14 protein-coding genes are annotated in these 20,946 nt (G+C 72.9%); 6 read left to right on the top strand and 8 right to left on the bottom strand.

Features of this window, described 5'->3' with window-relative positions:
- The first annotated feature begins 40 nt into the window (after window positions 1-40).
- On the top strand, window positions 41-1,501 hold the full coding sequence (locus tag ACZ3I4_RS05195; protein WP_465380585.1) for an ATP-binding protein: 1,461 nt from the start codon (window positions 41-43) through the stop codon (window positions 1,499-1,501).
- Between the two features lie 6 nt (window positions 1,502-1,507).
- On the opposite strand, the gene ACZ3I4_RS05190 is transcribed toward ACZ3I4_RS05195, so the two are convergent.
- From ACZ3I4_RS05190 to ACZ3I4_RS05160, 7 genes are all read right to left on the bottom strand, one after another.
- Window positions 1,508-2,158: a response regulator gene (locus ACZ3I4_RS05190; RefSeq protein ID WP_465380584.1), complete on the bottom strand. Its 651-nt coding sequence runs from the start codon at window positions 2,156-2,158 to the stop codon at window positions 1,508-1,510.
- Window positions 2,155-3,291 (bottom strand): sensor histidine kinase, encoded by a 1,137-nt coding sequence (locus tag ACZ3I4_RS05185; protein WP_465380583.1) that lies wholly within the window; start codon window positions 3,289-3,291, stop codon window positions 2,155-2,157. The genes ACZ3I4_RS05190 and ACZ3I4_RS05185 overlap by 4 nt, the downstream gene beginning before the upstream one ends.
- Before the next feature lie 70 nt (window positions 3,292-3,361).
- Entirely contained in the window at window positions 3,362-4,093 is a 732-nt protein-coding gene (locus ACZ3I4_RS05180) for a hypothetical protein (protein ID WP_465380582.1), read from the bottom strand.
- Window positions 4,090-4,968 (bottom strand): ABC transporter ATP-binding protein, encoded by an 879-nt coding sequence (locus ACZ3I4_RS05175; protein ID WP_465380581.1) that lies wholly within the window; start codon window positions 4,966-4,968, stop codon window positions 4,090-4,092. Before ACZ3I4_RS05175 ends, ACZ3I4_RS05180 begins: the two co-directional genes overlap by 4 nt.
- Window positions 4,969-5,017: 49 nt before the next feature.
- Window positions 5,018-6,229 carry an MFS transporter gene (locus ACZ3I4_RS05170; protein ID WP_465380580.1) on the bottom strand — a complete coding sequence of 404 codons (1,212 nt, stop codon included), beginning with the start codon at window positions 6,227-6,229 and terminating at the stop codon, window positions 5,018-5,020.
- 9 nt (window positions 6,230-6,238) lie between these two features.
- Window positions 6,239-8,428: a putative bifunctional diguanylate cyclase/phosphodiesterase gene (locus ACZ3I4_RS05165; protein ID WP_465380579.1), complete on the bottom strand. Its 2,190-nt coding sequence runs from the start codon at window positions 8,426-8,428 to the stop codon at window positions 6,239-6,241.
- Window positions 8,429-8,477: 49 nt separating this feature from the next.
- Window positions 8,478-10,073 carry an acyl-CoA dehydrogenase family protein gene (locus ACZ3I4_RS05160; RefSeq protein ID WP_465380578.1) on the bottom strand — a complete coding sequence of 532 codons (1,596 nt, stop codon included), beginning with the start codon at window positions 10,071-10,073 and terminating at the stop codon, window positions 8,478-8,480.
- 197 nt (window positions 10,074-10,270) lie between these two features.
- Here ACZ3I4_RS05160 and ACZ3I4_RS05155 point away from each other — a divergent pair, with 197 nt between their 5' ends.
- The gene (locus ACZ3I4_RS05155) at window positions 10,271-12,001 is read left to right on the top strand and encodes a dynamin family protein (RefSeq protein WP_465380577.1); all 1,731 of its coding nucleotides are present in this window, start codon (window positions 10,271-10,273) and stop codon (window positions 11,999-12,001) included.
- Window positions 11,998-13,392, top strand: coding sequence for a dynamin family protein (locus ACZ3I4_RS05150; RefSeq protein ID WP_465380576.1), 1,395 nt, complete (start codon window positions 11,998-12,000; stop codon window positions 13,390-13,392). Before ACZ3I4_RS05155 ends, ACZ3I4_RS05150 begins: the two co-directional genes overlap by 4 nt.
- Here ACZ3I4_RS05150 and ACZ3I4_RS05145 read toward each other — a convergent pair.
- Window positions 13,374-15,800 (bottom strand): Hsp70 family protein, encoded by a 2,427-nt coding sequence (locus ACZ3I4_RS05145; protein WP_465380575.1) that lies wholly within the window; start codon window positions 15,798-15,800, stop codon window positions 13,374-13,376. The genes ACZ3I4_RS05150 and ACZ3I4_RS05145 overlap by 19 nt on opposite strands.
- A 161-nt stretch (window positions 15,801-15,961) precedes the next feature.
- Here ACZ3I4_RS05145 and ACZ3I4_RS05140 point away from each other — a divergent pair, with 161 nt between their 5' ends.
- The 3 genes from ACZ3I4_RS05140 to ACZ3I4_RS05130 are packed head-to-tail and all read left to right on the top strand — an operon-like array spanning window position 15,962 to window position 20,636.
- Entirely contained in the window at window positions 15,962-18,208 is a 2,247-nt protein-coding gene (locus ACZ3I4_RS05140; protein WP_465381154.1) for a GH92 family glycosyl hydrolase, read from the top strand.
- Window positions 18,205-19,461, top strand: a complete 1,257-nt coding sequence (locus ACZ3I4_RS05135) for a glycosyltransferase (protein ID WP_465380574.1) — start codon at window positions 18,205-18,207, stop codon at window positions 19,459-19,461. The genes ACZ3I4_RS05140 and ACZ3I4_RS05135 overlap by 4 nt, the downstream gene beginning before the upstream one ends.
- Before the next feature lie 23 nt (window positions 19,462-19,484).
- Window positions 19,485-20,636: a cytochrome P450 gene (locus tag ACZ3I4_RS05130; protein WP_465380573.1), complete on the top strand. Its 1,152-nt coding sequence runs from the start codon at window positions 19,485-19,487 to the stop codon at window positions 20,634-20,636.
- The last annotated feature ends 310 nt before the right edge of the window (window positions 20,637-20,946 follow it).

The raw sequence follows: 20,946 nt of genomic DNA, 5'->3' as shown, positions 1-20,946 counted from the left end.
GTGTCACTCTTGGTAGGCCGACACCCTCCGGGAGGTAGCAATGTCCGACACGCGTCCACGAGGCGAGACCTTCGAATACGCGGGCGCGACCGTCGAGCTCGTCGACGCGGCGACCATGCTCGCCGCGGCCCGGGTCAACCCGGTCGAGCTGCTTCGCCGGTCCGTCTGGCCCGCCCCCGTGCAACGCGTCGACCTGACCGTGAGCAGCGCCGACCGCCCGGGCGGCCCGGTGCACACGTTCGCGGCGGCGATCAGCACGGCCGAGGAGCCGCTGAGCAAGGAACGCATCCGCAAGCTGGTGCTCGGCAACGACCCGGTCGGGCTGCTGCTGGCCAAGCGCATCGAGGCGGGCGACCCGATCGCCACCCGGATCGTCGACGGGGTGGGCGCGGCGGCCGCGGCGGCGTACAAGAAACTCGGTCTTGATCGCCCGGCCCCGCCGGTGGCCGAACGGGAACCGGGGACGCTGGCCGACGCGGTGGTGGGGCTGCAGGCGCAGATCTCCTACGACGAGACCGGCACGGTCGTGCGGCTGCACGCCGAGGTGCCGCGCGACGACGTGACGCCGGCCCACCTGCAGGCTTTCGTCGGGCTCACGCTGCAGGCGGTGATCGAGCTGACCGGCCCCGATTCGCTGACCGGGCGGCGGTACGTGGTGAGCCGCGAGACGCTGTCGGCGGTGCCCGTGACCACCCAGGAGGTCACGCTGGACATGGTCGGCGGGCTGGCCGACGTGGTGTCCGAGCTGCGGCAGATCGCCGTGTCGTTCCGCCACCCCGAGGCGATGGCCCGCTGGGGCGCCCGCCGTCCGCAGGGCCTGCTCATGTACGGCCCGCCCGGCACCGGCAAGACGATGCTGTCGCGCGCGCTGGCCAACGAGATCGGCGCCGACTTCCGCGAGATCCGGACGCCGGAGATCCTCGACAAGTGGCTCGGCGGCTCCGAGCGCAACATCAAGCAGATCTTCCGGGACGCCCGGCGCTACCGCGTGCCGACCCTCATGCTGTTCGACGAGTTCGACTCGATCATCAGCTACGCCGGGTCCGGCGGGGACGCGGCCAGCCAGGCCATCAACGCGGTGGCCGGCATCTTCAAGCAGGAGATGAATGACCTGATCGAGGCCAACCCGAACGTGATCGTGGTGGCCACGACGAACTTCCCGCACCGGGTCGACGACTCGCTGATCCGGTCCGGCCGCTTCGACGTCAAGATCAGCGTGCCCAAGCCGGACGACGCGTCGCGGGCCGAGATCTTCCGCAAGATGATCCGCGGCCTGATCGCCGCGCACGAGGCGCCCGGTTTCCAGATGTTCGCCGACGACCTCGACATCGCGGCGCTGGCCACGGCCAGCCACGGCCTGACCGGAGCCGACATCAAGGAGATCCTGCGCCGGGTGCAGCTGTCCAAGGCGATGCAGGACGCCCGTACGGGCGGGAACGTCGCGCCGATCACCACCGACGAGCTGCTGGCCAGCGTCCGGGAGCTGCTCGGCCCCCGGTGAGGAGGTTCACGGGCTCCGGAAACCGTTCTCGTAGGCGAAGATGACGATCTGCACCCGGTCGCGCAGCTGGAGCTTGGCCAGCAGCCGCCCGACGTGGGCCTTGACCGTGGCCTCGCTCAGCACCAGTTCGGCCGCGATCTCGGTGTTGGTGAGCCCGCGGGCGACCAGGCCGAGCACCTCCCGCTCCCGGGTGGTCAGCTGCTCGAGCGGCGCCGGCCCGCCGGCTGTGGGCAGCATCGGCGCGAACCTCTCCAGCAGGCGTCGCGTCACGGCCGGCGCCACCACGGCGTGACCGCCGGCCACTGCGCGGATCGCGGACAGCAGGTCGGCCGGCGGCACGTCCTTGAGCAGGAAGCCGCTGGCCCCGGCGCGCAGGGCGGCGTACACGTACTCGTCCAGGTCGAACGTGGTCAGCACCAGGCTCCGGGACGCGCAGCCGGACGCCACGATCGCGCGAGTGGCCTCGATGCCGTCCATCACCGGCATCCGGATGTCCATCAGCACCACGTCCGGTTTCAGCGCCCGGGTCATCGCCACCGCCTTTGCGCCGTCCGGGGCCTCACCGACGACCGTGATGCCGGGCTGGGCCTCGAGCACCAGCCGGAACCCGAGCGACAGCAACGGCTGGTCGTCGGCCAGAAGCACCGAGATCGTCATGCGTCCACCGGCGCTTCCCGCAACGCCAGCCGCGCGTGCACCCGCCACCCGGTGCCCTCGCGCGGCCCGGCCTCGACCCGGCCCCCGTACGCGACCGCCCGCTCGGCCATCCCGATCAGCCCGTGCCGGGCGGCCGGTCCAGGTTCGCGCGCCGCCCGGCCACCGCCGTCGTCCACCACGTCGATGGTCGCCCCGTCCGGCCCGTACGCGAGCCGCACCCGCACACCGGCGCCCGGCCCGGCGTGTTTGAGCGTGTTGGTCAGGGCCTCCTGCACGATGCGGAAGATCGCGAGCTCGGCGCCCGGCCCCCAGTCCCGCCGGGTGCCCTCACGGGTCAGCGTCACCTCGAGCCCGGCCCGGCGCACCTGCTCGATCAGCTCGCCGAGCTCGTCGAGCCGGGGCTGAGGCTCCCGCCCCGGCTGGTCGCCCTCGCGCAGCAGGCCGACCAGGCGCCGCATCTCGGTGAGAGCCTGCCGTCCCGTGGCGGCGACCTGCGTCATCACGGGCGGGGCCTGCTGCGGGGCCGCCGCAGCGCCCTCGGAGAGCGCCACCATGACGGTCAGGTGATGGGCCACGACGTCGTGCATCTCGCGGGCGATGCGGGCCCGCTCGTCGGCCACGGCCAGGCGGGCCCGCTGGTCCCGCTCGACCTCGAGGCGACGGGCGTGGTCCTCGAGAGCGGTCAGATACGCCTGGCGGGTGTGCTGGCTGATGCCGATCGCGGCGATCGCGACCGTCATGACCGCCACGGCGCCGAAGCCCGCCCAGCCGGCCGCGTCGCCGGGCTGGGCGAGCAGCCCGGCCAGCAGCGTGAAGGCGACCGCCGCCCAGGTGGGCCGGGCCGGTCGATGACGGGCCACCGCATAGAGCGCGACCAGCGGGACCAGGAAGATCGCCGGCGTGCGGGCCCCGAGCGCGCCGCCCAGGCCGATGAGAACGATGGCCAGCCAGAAGACCGCGACCGGCCACCTGGTTCGCCACAGCAGCGGGAGGCAGGGCACGACCACGGCCGTCCAGTCGAGCCACGACGTGCCGGGGGAGGTGGCGCCCGTGCGACCGGTCTGGATCACCAGGCAGGCGGCCAGGGTCAGGGCCGTTGCGAGGATGTCGGCCGGGTGCAGACGGATTCGCATGGTTGGCCGCCCTTCTCGGTGCTGTCGCGGTGTACTCTCCCGGGCCGGGGTCAGGCCCGCAATGAGGGGATCACGGATCGCGGCGCGCCACGACGGCCGCTCCCACGGCCAGCGCGACCACCACCCACACCGCCAGCGCCGCAGCCGCCGGACCCGGCGACAGCATGCCCGCCGGGTCACGGGCCGTGTCCGTGTAGAGCGCCTGCGCGGCAGCCACCGGCGTGTACTTGACCAGCCGGTCACCCAGATCGTCGGGCAGCGCCGCACCCAGCAACGCCGGGAACACCATGATGGCCAGCACGAACGTCGTGATCGCGGCGGCCGTGTGCCGGATCAGCGCGCCCAGCCCGAGCCCGAGCAGCGCCAGCAGCACCGGTGCCACGAACGCGCCCACGAGGTGGTCGCCCATCCCCGGCAGCGGCCCGGCCACCCGCCGGAACACGGCCGCGGAGAGCAACACGACCGCGGCCATGAAGGGCAGCGCTGCCACGGTCAGCACGACGGCCTTGGCCGCCAGCACGGCCAGCCGGGCCGGCACGGCGGCGAACGTCGCCCGCACGAGCCCCGAGCCGTACTCGCCGGTGATCATGACGATGCCGACCACGCCGAGAAGCAGGGACACCACGTCGACGCCGAGGAAGGGCGCCGAGGACGACGGCGCGGTGTCGTTGGCCGCGATGGTGGCCGACAGGCCGACAGTGGTCGCGGCGATCAGCGCGAGCAGTGTCCACGTGGAGCGCAGGGCCACGAATTTCGTCCACTCGGAGCGGACGACCCGGGCGAAGGTGACTCCGCGGATCATCGGGTCAGCTCCATGTACGCCTGCTCCAGCGTGGCCCGCCGCGGGGTCAGCTCGTGCAGCACGACACCCTCGGCGGCGGCCAGCGCGCCGATGTCGGGCGCCCCGAGGCCGGAGACCGACAGCCGGTCGGCGTCCGGGGAGGACACAGTGGCGCCCCGGGACCGCAGCGCCGACCTCAGCCGTACGGCGTCGGGGGTGCGTACGGTGACCGAGGCCGGAGCGACCCGGCCGATCAGACCGTCCACCGTGGTGTCGGCGAGCAGGCGGCCGTCGCCGATGATCACGAGGTGGTCGGCGGTCACCGCCATCTCGCTCATCAGGTGACTGGAGACCAGCACCGTACGCCCGTCGGCCGCGAGCTCACGGATGAGCGTGCGCACCCACAGCACCCCGTCCGGGTCGAGGCCGTTGACCGGCTCGTCGAGGATCACCACCTCGGGGTCGCCGAGCAGGGCGGCCGCGATGCCGAGCCGCTGGCCCATGCCGAGCGAGAACGTCCCGGCCCGCCGCCGCGCCACCGGGGCGATCCCGGCCTGTTCGAGCACCTCGCCGACCCGCCCGTCCGGGATGCCGTGGGTGCGGGCCAGGCCGAGCAGGTGCGTCCGGGCGGTGCGTCCCCGGTGGATCGAGCGGGCCTCGAGCAGCGCGCCGGCCACGCACAGGGGCGCCCGGTGCTCGCGGTAGCGCTTGCCGTTGATCAGCGCCGCCCCGGCGGTCGGCCGGTCGAGTCCGATGATCATTCGCATGGTGGTGGATTTGCCGGCGCCGTTGGGGCCGAGGAAGCCGGTCACGCGGCCGGGTTCGACCGTGAACGACAGGCCGTTGACCGCGGTGGTCGAGCCGTAGCGTTTGACAAGGTCGTGAACTTCAATCATGGCTTCGACGCTAGGAACCGGGCGGCCGGGCCGGAACCACCCACGGTCGCTATCCGGGCACTACCGCGGTCTGCCGGGTGCGCCAGGGGAGCAGGGCCGAGCTGGCCAGGACGCCGAGGCCGCACACCAGCAGGGCGGTCCGGAGGCTGGTCACCGCGGCCAGCAGGCCACCCAGCGCGATGCAGACCGGCTGGACCGTGCGCGAGGTGATCTGCCAGCAGGCGATCACGCGGGACAGGAAGCCGTCGGCGGTCTCGGTCATGCGGTAGGTGGCGAAGGCCGGGTTGAAGACGCCGGAGCCGAACAGCGCCAGGAATTCGACCGTGGTGATCAGGATCAGGCCGGGCAGGCCCGGGGGCATGAACGCGAGCGTCCACAGCCACAGCGCGCGGCCCACGCCCGAGACGAGCAGCACCTTGCGGCGGCCGTAACGGGTGGTCAGCGGGCGCACCAGCAGCGCGCCGGCGATGCCGCCCAGGCAGGGAATGCCCCAGGCGAGGCCGTACTGCCACGGCTCGAAGCCCAGGTCGCGCAGCATCAGGACGGTGAGCAGCGGGGAGCCGGCCATCATGGAGCCGCCGAACAGCTGAGAGTTGATGAACAGAGTTCGCAGCCCGCGGTGACCGGCGATGTAGCGCCACCCGGCAGTGATCTCGACGAGCCGAGGAGCTTTCGCCCGTACGGGCGGTGCCGGCTCGGGAGTCCGGAGAGAACGCACACCGAGGGCCGAGAGCAGGAAGCTCACCGCGTCGGCCGTGATGGTCCACGCGACCCCGAACCACGAGGTCAGCGCGCCGCCGAGGGCCGGGCCGGCGCTGTACGCGGTCCAGAACGTCGCCTCGAAGCGCCCGTTGGCCGTGTCCCGGTCGTCCGGCCCGACGAGCGCCTTGAGGTGCGACCCACTGGCCGCGGCGAACGCGATCGTGCCGGCCGACTGGACGACCGCGACCACGCAGAGCTGCGCGTACGAAAGCACCCCGGCCAGCATCGCCACCGGCACGCTCACCATGATCAGGAAGCGGACGAGGTCGGCCCCGATCATCACGGGCCGTTTGCGGCGATGCTCGATCCACGGTCCCAGCGGCAGCGCGAGCACGGCCGCGGCGAGCCCGCCCAGCGCGGCCAGCAGCGACACCTGAAACTCGGGCACGTCCAGCACGAGCACGGCCACCAGCGGCAACGCGCCGAACCCGATTCCCGTGCCGAGTTCACTGACCGCGTACGCCGACCAGAGCCGGCGGAAATCGGAGCTGAGCGCCACCCGGGCACCCTACTGGGCGGCGACCTCGGCGCCGTGGGAGGCGGGCTGTTCGACGGGTCGCCCGAAGTGGTAGCCCTGCGCGTACCGGTAGCCGAGCTCGAACAGCGCCGCCGCCTGCTCGGCCGTCTCCACGCCCTCGGCCACGGCGGTCAGCCCGAGACCGTCGCTGACCTGGATCAGCGCCGTGGCGATGACCGCGTGCCGGCCGGCCTCGGTGATGTTGTCGACGAACGACTTGTCGACCTTGAGCACGTCGACCGGGACGGTCTGCAGCAGGGTCAGCGAGGAATGCCCGGTGCCGAAGTCGTCCAGCGCGATCCGCACGCCCAGCCGGTGCAGGTCCTCGACCGCGCGCACCGCGACGCCCCCGCCGGACACCGCGGTCTCGGTGACCTCGACGATCAGGCGCCCGGCAGCCATCCCGCAGGAGGCCAGCACCTCGGCGACGACCTCGGCGAAGCCAGGTTCGGCGAGCTGCCGGGCCGACACGTTCACGCTGATCCGCTCGGGGGCGCCGACGGCGGCGCGCCAGGCCATGAACTGCTCGCAGGCCGTCCGCAGGATCCACTCGCCGAGCTCGACGATGAGCCCGTTGCGCTCCGCGACCGGGATGAACTCGGCCGGGCTGACGAAGCCGCGGGCCGGATGGGTCCAGCGGATCAGCGACTCGACGTAGCGCGGTTCGCCGCCGGGCAGCGACACAATGGGCTGGTAGACGAGGTGGAACTGGCCGCTGTCGAGGGCGGCCCGCATCTCGGCGCCGAGCCGGGCCTCCTCGCCGGCCCGGTCGTCGAGTTCGACGGCGTACCGGCGGAAGCGGGTCTCGGTGGTCTTGGCCGCGTACATGGCCACGTCGGCGCGGCGCAGGAGGCCGGCCGGGTCGCCGTCCCCGGCGATGCCGATCGCGGCGCCGATCAGCAACTCGTGCCCGTCGACCTCGAACGACCGGCGCAGTGCGCCGCTCAGCCGCTGGGCGACGGCATCGCCCTGCTCGGCGTTGGCGTCGGAGAGCAGCACGGCGAACTCGTCGCCGCCCATGCGGGCCAGCAGGCCCTCGCCGTGCAGTTCGGCGCCGAGGCGGGCGGCCACGGCGATCAGCAGGTGGTCGCCGACGGCGTGCCCGAGCCGGTCGTTGACCTGCTTGAAGCCGTTGAGGTCGAGCAGGCACACCTGGGGCGAGCCGGTGGCCGCGGCGGTGCGCAGCCGCAGCTCGAACCGGCGGCGGTTGGCCAGCCCGGTCAGGTCGTCGCGCATGGCGAGTTCCTCGAGCCGGGCCGCCTGCCGCTGGGTCCGGCCGACGAACCCGCCGAGGCGGGCGATCACCAGCAGGAACAGCACGACCGCGCCGGCGCCGATCGCGGCCCAGTTGATGGTCTGGCCCCGGGCGCCCTGCAGGAAGAGCACGGCCGGCACCGTCATCGTGACGCCGCCCAGCAGCACGAGCCGGCCGCGGCCGAAGCGGGTCCGGCCGGTCCGCCGCCCGATGTCGCGCATCGACGGGTGCAGCGCGGCGCCCGCCCAGAGCACGTACATGACCATGAAGCCCGCGTTGATCAGCCCGCCCGAATAGCTGGAGAACGCCTCGGTGAGGCTCCAGACCACGTCGCAGGTGAAGTTGACCGCACAGCCGGCGGCCAGCAGCCACAGGCTCGGGGCCCGCGCGCCCGGGCGGCTCAGCAGCCGGGTCACGACCGCGCACATGAGCACGTCGAACGTCGGGTAGCCGACCGTGACCAGGCGCTCCAGCGGCGGGGTGCCCGCGTCGGCGAGCGCCGGCTCGATGACGAGGACCCAGTAGACGAGCCCGACGCCGGCCGCGATGACCGCCGCGTCGATGATCCCGGAGCGTTCCCGCGGGCCCTCGCCCCGCGAGATCAGCAGCAGACCGGCGAAGAGCATCGGATACGCGGCGAAGTAGATCAGGTCGTCCCAGTACGGGAACGGATGCCGGCCCAGGACGAGCCCGGTCACCTCGTAGACGATGTCGGCGACGACGGTGCTGATCGTGCCGGCCGCGAAGAGCCACCAGCCGCGCCGGGCCGCCGGGCGGTGCCGCCGGATGCCCACCATGATCATCACAATCGAGACCAGGCCGAGGCCGTTGTAGGTCGCCACGGAGGCGACGTCGCCGTCGGGCAGCAGCAGGTAGCCGGAGGACACCAGAGTGCCCGCCACCATCCAGCTCCACCAGAACCTCATCGACTTCCGGATCGGCCGGATCGGCAGCGGCTTGACGATTCGCTGGTTGCTACGCCGGTGCGGCCCGGTCCACGATCGCCGCGGTGTCGGCCTGCGGGCCCAGCGTGCCGAAGGTGTGTCCCCAGTCGCCGCCGAGCCGGCTGGCGCAGAAGGCGTCGGCGACCGCGGGCGGGGCGAACCGGACCAGCAGGGACGCCTGGAGCAGCAGGCCCATGCGTTCGACGAGCCGTCGGGCGCCGGCTTCGCCCGGCCGGTCGCGCTCGAAGGCGGTGACCGCCGCGTCGAGCCGCCGGTCCGCGCCCGCCGCCGCGGACACTTCGGCCCGGAACGCGTCGACGCTCTCGGGCGAGCGCTGCATCGTCCGCAGCACGTCGAGGGCCTGGACGTTGCCCGACCCTTCCCAGATCGAGTTGAGCGGCGCGTCCCGATAGAGCCGCGGCAGCCCGGACTCCTCGACGTACCCGTTGCCGCCCAGGCACTCCAGCGCCTCGCCGACCACGGCCGGCTGCCGCTTGCACACCCAGAACTTGCCGGCCGCGATGGCCAGCCGCTTGAAGGCCTGCTCGTCGCGGTCGACCGCCCCCGCCAGCCGCATGGCCAGCGCGGTCGCGGCCTCCGATTCCAGGGCCAGGTCGGCCAGCACATTGCGCATGACCGGCTTGTCGATCAGCGGGCCACCGAACGCGTGCCGGTGCCGGGTGTGGTGGATCGCCTGGGTCAGCGCCGCGTGCATGCCCGAGGCCGAGCCGGTCACGCAGTCGAGCCGGGTCATCGCGACCATCTCGATGATCGTCGGCACGCCCCGGCCCTCGCCGCCGACCAGCCAGGCCACCGTGTCGTCGAACTCGGGCTCGCTGCTGGCGTTGCTGCGGTTGCCCAGCTTGTCCTTGAGGCGCTGAATGCGGAAGGTGTTACGGGTGCCATCGGGCAGCACACGCGGCACCAGGAAGCAGGACAGGCCGGCCGGGGCCTGCGCGAGCACCAGGAACAGGTCGCACATGGGCGCGCTGGTGAACCACTTGTGGCCGCGCAGCCGGTACGTGCCGTCGCCCGCCGGGGTGGCCGCGGTCGTGTTGGCGCGCACGTCGGAGCCGCCCTGCTTCTCGGTCATGCCCATGCCGGCGAGCAGGCCGGTCTTGGCCGACGGGGTGCGCAGGCCCGGGTCGTACGAGCGGGAGGCCAGCAGCGGCTCGTAGAGCGCCGACAGCTCCGGCGCGTGGCGCAGCGCCGGGATCACGGCGTAGGTCATCGAGATCGGGCAGGAGTGGCCGGCCTCGACCTGCGACCACACGTACAGCCCGGCCGCCCGGGCCACGTGCGCGCCGGGCCGGCTGTCCGCCCACGGGCTCCCGGCCAGGCCCTCGCCCACCGCGACCTCCATCAGGCGGTGCCACGAGGGGTGGAAGTCGACCTCGTCGACGCGGTGCCCGTAGCGGTCGTGGGTGATCAGTCGCGGCTCGTGCCGGTTGGCCTCGTCGGCCCAGCGCTGCGGCTCGGCCGTGCCCGCGAGCTTGCCCAGCCGGTGCAGGTCGTCGACGGCCCACGGCGCGCCCTCGCGGGTCACCGCCGCGAGCAGGGCAGCATCGCCGGCGACGTCGTGACCGGCCAGCGGGGGCGCCTGGTTGAAGACCTCGTGCGTCACCACCGCAGCCTACCGCTCAGTAACTAGGCCCGGAAGGCTTCGCACGCGCCGGTGGAGGGAGGTGCCGTCCCGGAGCGGCGCGTGCGAAGCGCGCACAACATCGCACACCTGAGACGGGGACGGGAGTGTCGGAAATCCGTCGGCCGGTCGGCGGGCGTGGGGCGCTATGGTCGGGCGTTGCGAGCGCGGAGGGGGAACGGTTGAGCACGACGGCAGCCGAGATGCTCGCCCGGCTGGCCGAGGCCGGCCGGATCGCCGCCGCCGCGGGCCGGGACGACCTGGCCGAGCGGCTCGCGCGGGCGGCCGGGGGGCTCGGGTCCGGCGGCGACATCGCCGTGGCCGTGGCCGGCGAGTTCAAGCAGGGCAAGAGCACGCTGGTCAACGCCCTGCTGCGCACCGACCTGTGCCCGGTCGACGCCGACGTCGTCACCGCGCTGCCGACGATCCTGCGCTTCGGGCGCCCGCCCTCGGCGGCCCTGCTCGACGACAACGGCGAGACCCCGATCGACTTCGCCGACGTTCCCGGGCACATCACCGGCGGCGGCCCCGGCGCCCGGGCGGTCGAGATCAGGATCGACCGGCGGCTGCTCGGCGCGGGCCTGGCGGTCGTCGACACCCCGGGCGTCGGCGGTCTCGACTCGGCGCAGGGCAACCTCACGCTGGCCACGCTGACGACGGCGGGTGCGGCCCTGTTCGTCACCGACGCCGCCCAGGAGCTCACCGCGCCCGAGGTCGACTTCCTCCGCCGTACGGTCGAGCGCTGCCCCCGGACGTACCTGGTGCTGACCAAGACCGACCTGCACGTCGAGTGGCGGCGCATCGCCGAGCTCAACGAGGCCCACCTGCGCCGCTCCGGGCTCGAGGTGCCGGTCGTGCCGGTCTCGTCGTTCCTGCGGATGCGCGCCCAGGCCCGCGACGACACCGCCCTCAACGCCGAGTCGGGTTTCCCGCGGCTGGTCGGCCTCCTGCGGACGGAAGTCATCGGCACGGCCCTCGACGACCGCATCGAGGCCGCCCGGGCCGAGCTCGCCTTCGTCGCCGCCCAGCTCCGTCAGCGGCTCGACGCCGGAGCCGCGGCCGCCCTCGACCCGCGGGTGACCGACGGCTACGCCGAGCGCTCGCGCCGCAGCGCCGCCCTGCAGAACGGCAGCTGGCAGGTCGTGCTGCAGGACGGCATCCAGGACCTGGCGGCCGACGTCGACCACGACCTGCGCGAACGCCTGCGCCTGATGATCCGGCTGGGCGAGGAGCAGCTGACCGGCTCCGACCCGCGCGACACCTGGCCCGACTTCCAGGCGTGGGCCGCGCGCGAGGCCTCCCGGGCCGCCGCCGACAACCTGATGCTGCTGGTCACCCGGGCCGAGCAGCTGGCCACCGAGGTCGCCGGGCGCTTCGGCCTGGAGGCGCACGAGCTCAGCGCCACCCTGCCCGCGCTGCCGACGAGCGCGGACAAGGCCCGGCAGATCGAGCTGAGCTTCCAGAAGTCCGGCATGGCGCACTTCCTCGGCGCCTTCACCGCGGCCCGGGTCGCGTACGGCGGCTTCTATCTGCTCGGCGCGGTCGGCGCGCTGTTCAGCGTGGCCTGGGCCGCCCCGCTCGGCCTGCTGGCCGGGGTCACGCTGGGGCGCCGCCTGGTCAAGGCCGAAAAGGAACGTCAGGTGCAGCAGCGGCGCGCGCAGGCCGGGCAGGAACTGCGCCGCTACGTCGACGAGGTCGGCTTCCACGTAGGCCGGGACAGCCGCGAGGCGGTACGCCGCACCCAGCGCCTGCTGCGCGACGAGTTCGCAACCCGCGCCCGCGAGCTGCACCGCTCGGCCCAGGCCGCCGAGGCCGCCGTCCGCGAGGTGGCCGCCCTCGGCGACGACCAGCGCCGCACACGCGCCGCCGCCCTGCACGACGAGCGCCGCCGCCTCGACAGGCTGGCCTCGTGACCCTGATCGCGCGCACCCGGGCCCTGCTCGACCAGGCGGTGACGGCCACCGGCGACCCCCGGCTGGCCCGGGCCCGGCGGCGCCTCGACGAGCCGCTGCGGGTGGCGATCGCCGGCAAGCTCAAGGCCGGCAAGTCCACCCTGCTCAACGCGCTGATCGGCGAGGAACTGGCCCCGACCGACGCGGGGGAGTGCACCCGCATCGTCACCTGGTACGCCGACGGCCCGGCCTACGCGGTCACGTCGCACCTGCGCGACGGCACCGCCGAGCCGAGACCGTTCGCGCGTCGCGACAGGGCGGTCCGCATCGACCTGGGCCGCCCGGCCGAGCAGGTGGAACGGCTGGAGGTGCGGGTCCCGAGCGCACGCCTGCGCCGCCACACCCTGATCGACACCCCCGGCATCGAGTCGCTGTCGTCCGGCGTGTCCGCCCGCACCCACACCTTCGTCAACGACGAGGGCCAGGCCGACGCGGTGATCTACCTGCTCCGGCACCTGCACGGCGGCGACGTCCGCTTCCTGGAGGCCTTCCACGGCGGCGAGGGCGGCACCCCGGTCAACGCGGTCGGCGTGCTCAGCCGGGCCGACGAGATCGGCGGGTGCCGCCTCGACGCGATGACCGCCGCCGGGCGGGTGGCCGGCCGGTACGCCACCGACGAGCGGCTGCGGCGGCTCTGCCCGGTTGTCGTCCCGGTCGCCGGGCTGCTCGGTGCGGCCGGGGCGACCCTGCGCGAGGACGAGTTCCGGGTGCTGGCCCAGGTGGCCGCGCTGCCCATGGACGACATCGTCGAGCTGCTGCTGACCGCCGACCGGTTCGCCGCGAGCGGCGAGGACCGCCGGCGGGTGCTCACCCGCGTCGGGCTGTTCGGCGTACGCCTGAGCACCCGCCTGCTGCGCGAGAGCGCGGTCACCGACGCCGCCGGTCTGGCCGCGGCCCTGACTGAGCACAGCGGCATCACCCGGCTGCGCGAGGTGCTAGCCGTCCACCTCGAAGGCCGGGCCGACGTGCTCAAGGCCCGCAGCGCCCTGGCGGCGGCCGACGCATGGCTGCCGCCGGGCTCACCGCTGGCCGCCGGCGCCGAGGAGATCCGGGCCGGCGCGCACGAGTTCGTCGAGCTGCGCCTGCTGCATCAGCTGCGTTCGGGCCGGCTCGCGCTGGCCGACGACCGCCGGGCCGAGATGGATCGGCTCCTCGGCGGGTCCGGCGGCGGCGCGCGGGCCCGGCTCGGCCTGCCCGGCGACGGCGATGTCGGCGAGGCCGCCCGGGCCGCTCAGGCCCGCTGGCAACGCCTGGCCGAACACCCGCTGTCCAATCGCGACCTGCGCACGGCGGCCCGCGCGGTGACCCGTACGTGCGAAGGCATTGTCGCCGGTCAGAACCAGCAGGGATGACCCTCGCGGTCGCCCGCCGCGGTCAGCACGGTCTCGCCCGTCCCGTCCGGCTTCATGATCACGATCTGCGGCCGCTCGTAGTCGCCGCGGGTGAAGGCGAACCACTTGCCGTCGGGTGACCATGTCGGATCCATCTCGCGGGCCGGATCGCTGGTCAGCCGGCGCGGCGGCTTCTTGGTCAGCTTGTCGACGATCCAGATGTCCGAGTTGCCGTCGGCGCTCTCCTTGGTGAACAGGATGTAGCTGTCGTCGGGGGCCAGCGCCGGGTCGACCGCCGGACCGTCCGCGGGGTTGGTGATGCGGCGGCCCGGCTCCTCGAGCGTCTTCGCGTTGAGCACGTAGATCAGCTTCTCGCCGGCGCGGAACACCCAGTAGACGATCGCCTTGCTGTCGACCGTGTAGAACGGGTCGTCCTTGGCTTCCTTCGAGAACGTCAGCTGCTCGGGCTCGCCGTCGTCGATCCCGATCCGGAAGATCTGGTTGAAACCGTCGACCTTCTTCATGTACGCGACTTTCGAGTCGTCCCCCGACCAGGTGGCGCGGCTGTTGGCGACGTCCTCGACCAGCGTGTGCCGGCTGGTGCCGGTCTTGTTCATGATCACGATGTCGTTGGTGTTGTCGGCGTTGGTGTGGGTCAGCGCGATCAGTTCCCGGTCGTGCGACCAGCGCGGCAGCACGTCACCCGGAACGGTCCCGGCGAACTCGGTGCGCTCCGTGCCGATGCCCGGCTTGAACGAGACCACCTTCGACACCCGGCCCGCGCTGTCGCCGGCGCCCGTGTCGACCCGGACGAGAATCGAGGCGTCGGTCGGATAGGGCGGCGGCGGGGTCGCCGATGTGACCGGGGTGCTGGGCTGGGCGGCCGTCTCACCCTGGCCACGATTGTTGTAGGCCACCACGGCCACGACCGCGCCGACGACCAGCACGACCGAGAGCCCGGCCGCGAGCGCGAGGCGCCGGGTCTTTTCCTTCCCGTACGCCTGGCGGCCGTCGAACACGGGCGGCGTCGGCCGCTCCGCCGCGAAGGGCGTCGTGCCGGTGAACGGCGGCGCCGGGTCGGCGGCGAACTGGGTGGTCGGCGCGGGCCTCGGCGCGGCTGTCGGCGCGGTGTCTCTCGCGAAGGGCGTCGTCGGCGTGAGCGGCTCGGACGGGAATGCCGACGTGGGCGTGGGCGGCTCGGACGGGAACTGCGCCGTAGGTGTGAGCGGCTCCCGGGCGGCCGCCGGATCCGGAACCGGGGCCGCGCCCCGCTGGAACGCCACCGGGACCCCGGCCCCCGATCGTTGCTGCGGCGGTGCGAACCGCTGCGCCGGCATCGGCTGGGTGGGGGTGGACGCCGGGACGGTTTCGCCGGTGGCGATCGCCGCGCCCAGCGCGACGCTGTGCTCCGGATGCGGGTCGGCGACGACCGGCCGCCCGAACTCCTCGCCCAGCAACTGCGCCACCACCGGGATCCGCGACGACCCGCCCGCCAGCAGGATCGCGCTGACCTCCGTCGCGTCGAGCCCGGCCGACCGCATGGCCCGCCGGGTGGCGTCGAGCGTGTCGGCCAGCGCCGGCGAGATCATCGACTCCAGTTCGGACCGGTTGAGCCGCACCCGGCTGTGCAGCCCCGGCAGCGCCACCGGGATCATCGCCTCGGTGTCGAAGGAGAGCGCCTCCTTGGCCTCCACGCAGTCGCGCCGCAGCCGGGACAGCGCGGCCACCACCTCGGGGTCGTCCGCGTCGAGCTCCAGCGCCGCGTCGCCCAGCGCGGCCACGACGTGAGAGAACACGGCCTCGTCGAAGTCGGCCCCGCCCAGCTGCTCGATGCCCTCGGGCTCGCCCAGCAGCGTGAACCCGTCGCCGTCGCGCCGCAGCAGCGCCACGTCGAACGTGCCGCCGCCCAGGTCGTACACCATCACGGTCTCGCCCGGCGCGATCCGCCGCGCGGTCGCGTGCTGCAGCGCGGCCGCCTCGGGCTCGGTGCGGAAGGCAACGTCCTCCGCGCCGGCCAGCCGCACGGCCTGGGCGAACTGCTCACGCTTGTAGGGTCCCCAGTTCGCCGGATGGGTCAGCGTGATCGCCGACGGGGCGGCGCCGCGCAGGCGGATTACCTCGTCGAGCACGTGGCGCAGGAGTTTGCCGGTGAGCGCGTGGGCCGAGAACGGGGCGCCGCCGACCAGGATCGGCACCGGGTCGCCGAGGCGGCGCTTGAACTCGCGGGCCAGGCGGGACGGTTCGGCCAGGCCCCGCCGTTCGGCCGCCTCGCCGAACAGCAGCCCGCCGTCCTGTTTGACGAAGACCAGCGACGGGATCTCGGCCCGGCGCCCGCCGAGGCGGACCACCCCGGCCGGCGCGTCGTCGCGCACGGCCGCCGCCGTCTGGGTCGTGCCGAGGTCGATGCCGAGGCCGTAGGTCCGCTCCACGCCGTGGATTTTCGCATCCGGGTGCGACATCGCGACGCTGCCCGATCGGGTATCCGCGGTGCGGAAAGGGCCGGATGTCCGACAGTGTGGATCTCCGCGTGTCCGGTTCCGACCCGGGGAGTTCACTTCGGCGAAACCTCCGGCCGCACTCCTCTGGATAGATTCCCGCCATCCTCGACAACGTTGACCCCTTCATCGGCACCGCGGCCACCGACCTGCCACCCGCCCGCGGTCTCGCCGCCACGTGGTGGTTCCCGAAACCGCAGGTGGGCAACACCCACCCGGGCGCCACGGCGCCCTTCGGCATGGTCTCCGCGTGCGCCTATTCGGGCGCGTACCCGACCGGCTACGGGCTCTACACGAAGAACACCGAGGGCGTCCCCGAGAGGATGTTCGAGCGGATCCAGGCGTCCGGCTTCACCCACTTCCAGCAGTCCGGCACCGGCGCGATCCGCAAGTACTACAACTACGTGCGCGTCACCCCGATGGTGCAGCCGCTGGACGACCTCGGCCAGTCCTGGGCCCTGCACGACGAGACGGCCGAGGCCGGCTACTACGCGGCCACGCTGGCCACCGGCATCCGCAGCGAGATCACGGTCGGCGACAAGGTGGCCGTGCACCGCTACACGTTCCCGGCCGCGAGCAGCGCCCGCGTGGTGCTCGACCTGTCCTGCGGCGGCCTGGCCACCGAGCTCGGCCGCACGGTGCCGCTGCGCGCGCAGATCGAGAGCATGGGCCACGGCCGGGCCCAGGGCACGGTGGTCATGGAGGGCGTGCCGCTGTCGGTCTACGTCGAGGTGGACAGCCCCGGCTGGCGGCAGATGCTCTGGTACGACCGGCGGCTCATCGACGGCGGCACCCGGCTCGACTTCGACAGCATCCGGCACACCAACCTGCGCCCGTTCGGCATGCTGTTCCGCGGTTCGGCCCGCGCCGGTCAGACGGTCGAGGTGCGGATGGGCTTCTCGCTGCGCGGATGCGACCAGGCCCGGGAGAACCTGCGGCGCGAGTGCGGCGGGGAGGGTCCGGCTTTTACCGCCGTACGGGCGAAAACGCGGGCCAAATGGGGCGAGCACTTCGACAAGGTCCAGGTCGACGGGGGCACTCAAGCCCGGCGTACGGTGCTCGGCACTGCTCTCTACCACGCGCTGATCAAGCCGTGCTTCGCCGACGACGAGAGCCCGTTCTGGCCCAACTCCGGCCCGTACGCCTTCGACGTCTGCACGATGTGGGACATCTACAAGACGCAGGTCCCGCTGCTGGCCGCGATCGCCCCCGACCGGGCCGCCGACCTGCTCGAATCGCTGATCCGGGTGTGCGAGGAGGAGGGCAACTTCCCGATCGGCTATCGCATGGCCCGCGGCGCCGACCGGTTCTTCCGCCAGGCCAGCGCCCTGGCCCACACCGCCCTGGCCGACGCCCACGCGCTCGGGCGCGCCCCCATCGACTGGTCGTGGGCGCTCGTGCACATGGTCGACGACCTGCGCCGCATGTACGGCGAGGACTTCTACGAGCACGGCGTGGTGCACCCGATCACCCACACCCTCGACCTCGCGTACGGGTATCACTGCACCGCCCGGGTGGCCCGCGCGCTCGGCGACCACCGTCTCGCGGCCGACCTGGAGGACCGCAGCCGCGGCTGGGTCAACGCGTTCGACCCGGTCACCGGGCTGCTGCGCGACTCCGAGTTCTACGAGGGCGGCAAGTGGAACTACTCGTTCCGGCTGCTGCACGACATGCGCGCCCGCATCGAGCTGGCCGGCGGCGACAACGCGTTCCTCGGCAAACTCGACCGGTTCTTCGGCTACGGCGCCGAGCCGGTCAAACAACCCGGGCAGCGCCCGCCCACGGCCGAGATGCAGGCCGGCTACGCCCTCAAGCGGTTCGAAGGACTCAACAACGAGCCCGACATGGAAGCGCCCTGGGCCTACCACTACGCGGGCCGCCCCGACCGTACGGCCCAGGTTGTGCATTCCGCCCTGACCTGGCAGTTCGGCACCGGCCCGGGCGGGCTGCCCGGCAACGACGACTCGGGCGGGCTGTCCTCCTGGTACGTGTGGGCGTCGCTCGGCCTGTTCCCGGTGGCCGGCCAGCAGCTGTTCCTGGTCAACGCGCCCGCCTTCGAACGCGCGGCGATCCAGGTGCCCGAGGGCGAGTTCGTGATCGAGACCAGCGGTCACCGCGAGACCCCGATCGGCGTCGACGGCCTCGACCGCGAGCCGCCGGCCCTGTTCGTCCAGAGCGCCACCCTGAACGGCAAACCCCTGCACGCCACCCACCTGAGCGCCGCCGAGGTGCATCGCGGCGGCCGGTTGCACCTGCGGCTGGGTCCGGAGCCGTCGAGCTGGGGGAACGGGATCCGCCCGCCTTCCCTCTCCGATCCGTCCGTCCCGGAGGGTGCACGGTGAAACAGCCCGACCGTCGTCTCGTCATCGTGGTCCGCGCCGACCCGGTGATCTGCGGCCATTCCGGCGAGGCCCGCAACCTCGCCGAGGTCGCGCTCACCCGGGGCTTCACGGATGTACGCCTGCTCACCTGGCCCATCCCGGTGCTGCAGGCGGCCGGTCTGCCGCTCAAGCCGCTCGACCGGCTGCTGCCGTACAGCGAGGGCATCACCATCGAACGGCCCGAGGCGGTCGGCGACTACCGCGTGCCCGACGGCCGGCATCTGGCCGGCCTCACCGGGCGCCTGGTCGAGTTGCTGGCCGAGCCGATCCCCACGGTCTGCCTGTCGATGTACACGGTGCCGCACACCACGGTCGTGGTCGACGCGGTGAACTCGGCCCGGGCGGCCGGCCTCCAACCCGACGTGCACACCATCGCCAAGGCGGTTGGCTCGGACGTCACCAACGTCATCCGCCAGTGCCTGCGCGAGGGCCGCTTCGGCGCCGCGACCGTCCTGTTCACCACGTTCCTGGCCAACGACGAGGTCGTGGCGGTCTCCGAATACACCAAGGACGAGATCATCGCCTCGGCCGTCGAGGTCGACGCGGCCTGCGGCACGTCGTTCGCCGAGCAGTGCCGGGAAAGGGTGACGGTCAGCTACCCGCCGATCGACGCCTCGGCCTACCTGGACCTGGACCCCTCGGCCGTCGAGGCCGCCCTGGCCCGGCGGGGTCTGTCTCCCGGCGGCTACGTGCTGTTCCTGTCCCGGGTGGCCCGGGCCAAGGGCATCTACGACCTGATCATCGCGTACGGCCAGATGCGCGCCCGCGAGAAGGTGAAGCTGGTCGTCGCGGGCACCGGTCCGGCGCTGGAACACGTCCAGGCGATGGCCAAGGAGGACGACCGCATCGTCTTCCTGACCGACGTCGACGACGAGGAGAAGCCGTTGCTGATGCGCGGCTGCGCCGCCTACGCCCTGCCCACCAAGCCCGAACCCGACTTCGTGGAAACCTTCGGGATCGCCCTGGCCGAGAAGATGCTGGCCGGCGGCGGCCCCGTCATCACCACGATCACCGGCGGCACCGGCGAGGCCGTGGGCGACACCGCCGTCATCGTCGAGCCCGGCGACATCAACGGCCTGGCCGAGGCCCTGGACCACGCCGTCCTCGACATGACCGAGGCCGACAAGCAGAAGATGGCCGCCCGCGCCCTGGAAAAGGCCATGACCTTCGACCGCGGCGCCGTCTTCGACTCCCTCCTGGCCGGCAAGGGCTGACCCCGGCCGCTACCGTGCCAAGCGTGGCGCTCGACTTCACGGACCCCGCGTTCCTTCAGGACCCGTACCCCGGCCTGGCCGCCCTGAGGCGCCGGGGTGCGGTCACCTGGCACGAGCCGACCGGCCAGTTCCTCGCCGCAAGCCACGCCGCCGCCGACGCGGTCCTGCGGGACCGCCGGCTCGGCCGGTTCTGGCATGACCGCGAGCCCGCCGACGTCTACGAGCCGTTCAACCTGCTGCACCGCAACCAGATGATGGAGAACGAGCCGCCCGTACACACCCGGCTGCGGTCCCTGGTCGCCAAGGCGTTCGCCCGCGGTCACGTCCAGCGCCTCCGCGACCCGATCGCCGCCGAGGCGACCCGGCTGGTGACCGCGGCCGGCCCGCGTTTCGATCTGCTGGCCGACGTGGCCGAGCCGCTGGCCGTCACGGTCATCGCCGAGCTGCTCGGCGTGCCGGCGGCCGACCGGGCCAAGCTGCGTCCCTGGTCGGCCGCGATCGTGCGCATGTACGAGGTCTCCCGCACGCCCGAAACCGAGGCGGCCGCCCTCGACGCCTGCCGCGAGTTCGCCGCTTACCTGCGCTCCTTGGCCGCCCGACGCGCCGCCGACCCGCGCGACGATCTGATCAGCCACCTGGTCGCCGTCCGCGAGCTGACCCCCGACGAACTCGTGGCGTCAGCCATCCTGCTCCTCAACGCCGGCCACGAGGCCTCGGTCAACGCCCTGGGCGGCGGCATGGTCGCCCTGCTACGCCACCCCGACCAGCTCGCGCGCCTGCGAGCCGACCCGTCCCTGCTCCCCACGGCGGCCGAGGAGATGATCCGGTACGACCCCCCACTGCACATGTTCGTCCGAACGGCCGCCGCCGACGTCGACATAGCGGGCGTACGCATCCCGGCCGGCGCCGCGATCGCCGCGCTGCTCGGAGCGGCCAACCGCGACCCGGCGGTGTTCGCCGACCCGGACGCCTTCGACGTCGCCCGGAACCCCAACCCGCACCTCGGTTTCGGCGCCGGGCTGCACTTCTGCCTGGGCGCGCCCCTCGCCCGCATCGAACTGAGGGCCGCCCTCGAGGCCCTGCTGCCGTTGCCTCTGACGTTGACGGCCGAGCCGGTCAACCGGCCGACCTTCGTGCTGCGCGCCTACCGTTCCATCCAGCTGTCCACAAGCTGACCGCTCAGGTCCCGCGCTCGACCATCCCAGCACCGGACCCGTTCAGGCGTCGCCCTCTGCCCCAAGCTTCGTCGTCCGCGCAAGTCGCGATGCGCCCAGCTCTCTCGTCGAGAGCGCCTTCAGGCCTTCACCGCGTAAGCAACTCCCTTGGAAAAGTACGAATCATGAGTAAGCGGAAGAAACATTTTGTCGGCGTCGAATATGGGTCATCCTGTCGAATCTGGAATGTGGTCGAGAGAGAGCGCTTATCGGTTCATCGCTTCAACACCAGGATGATTGACTTCCTGCAACAAGTTCGTCTAATGTGAAA

It is taken from the genome of Actinoplanes sp. NPDC021490, from assembly GCF_055562135.1.
This window is presented reverse-complemented; position numbering and strand designations above follow the sequence as displayed.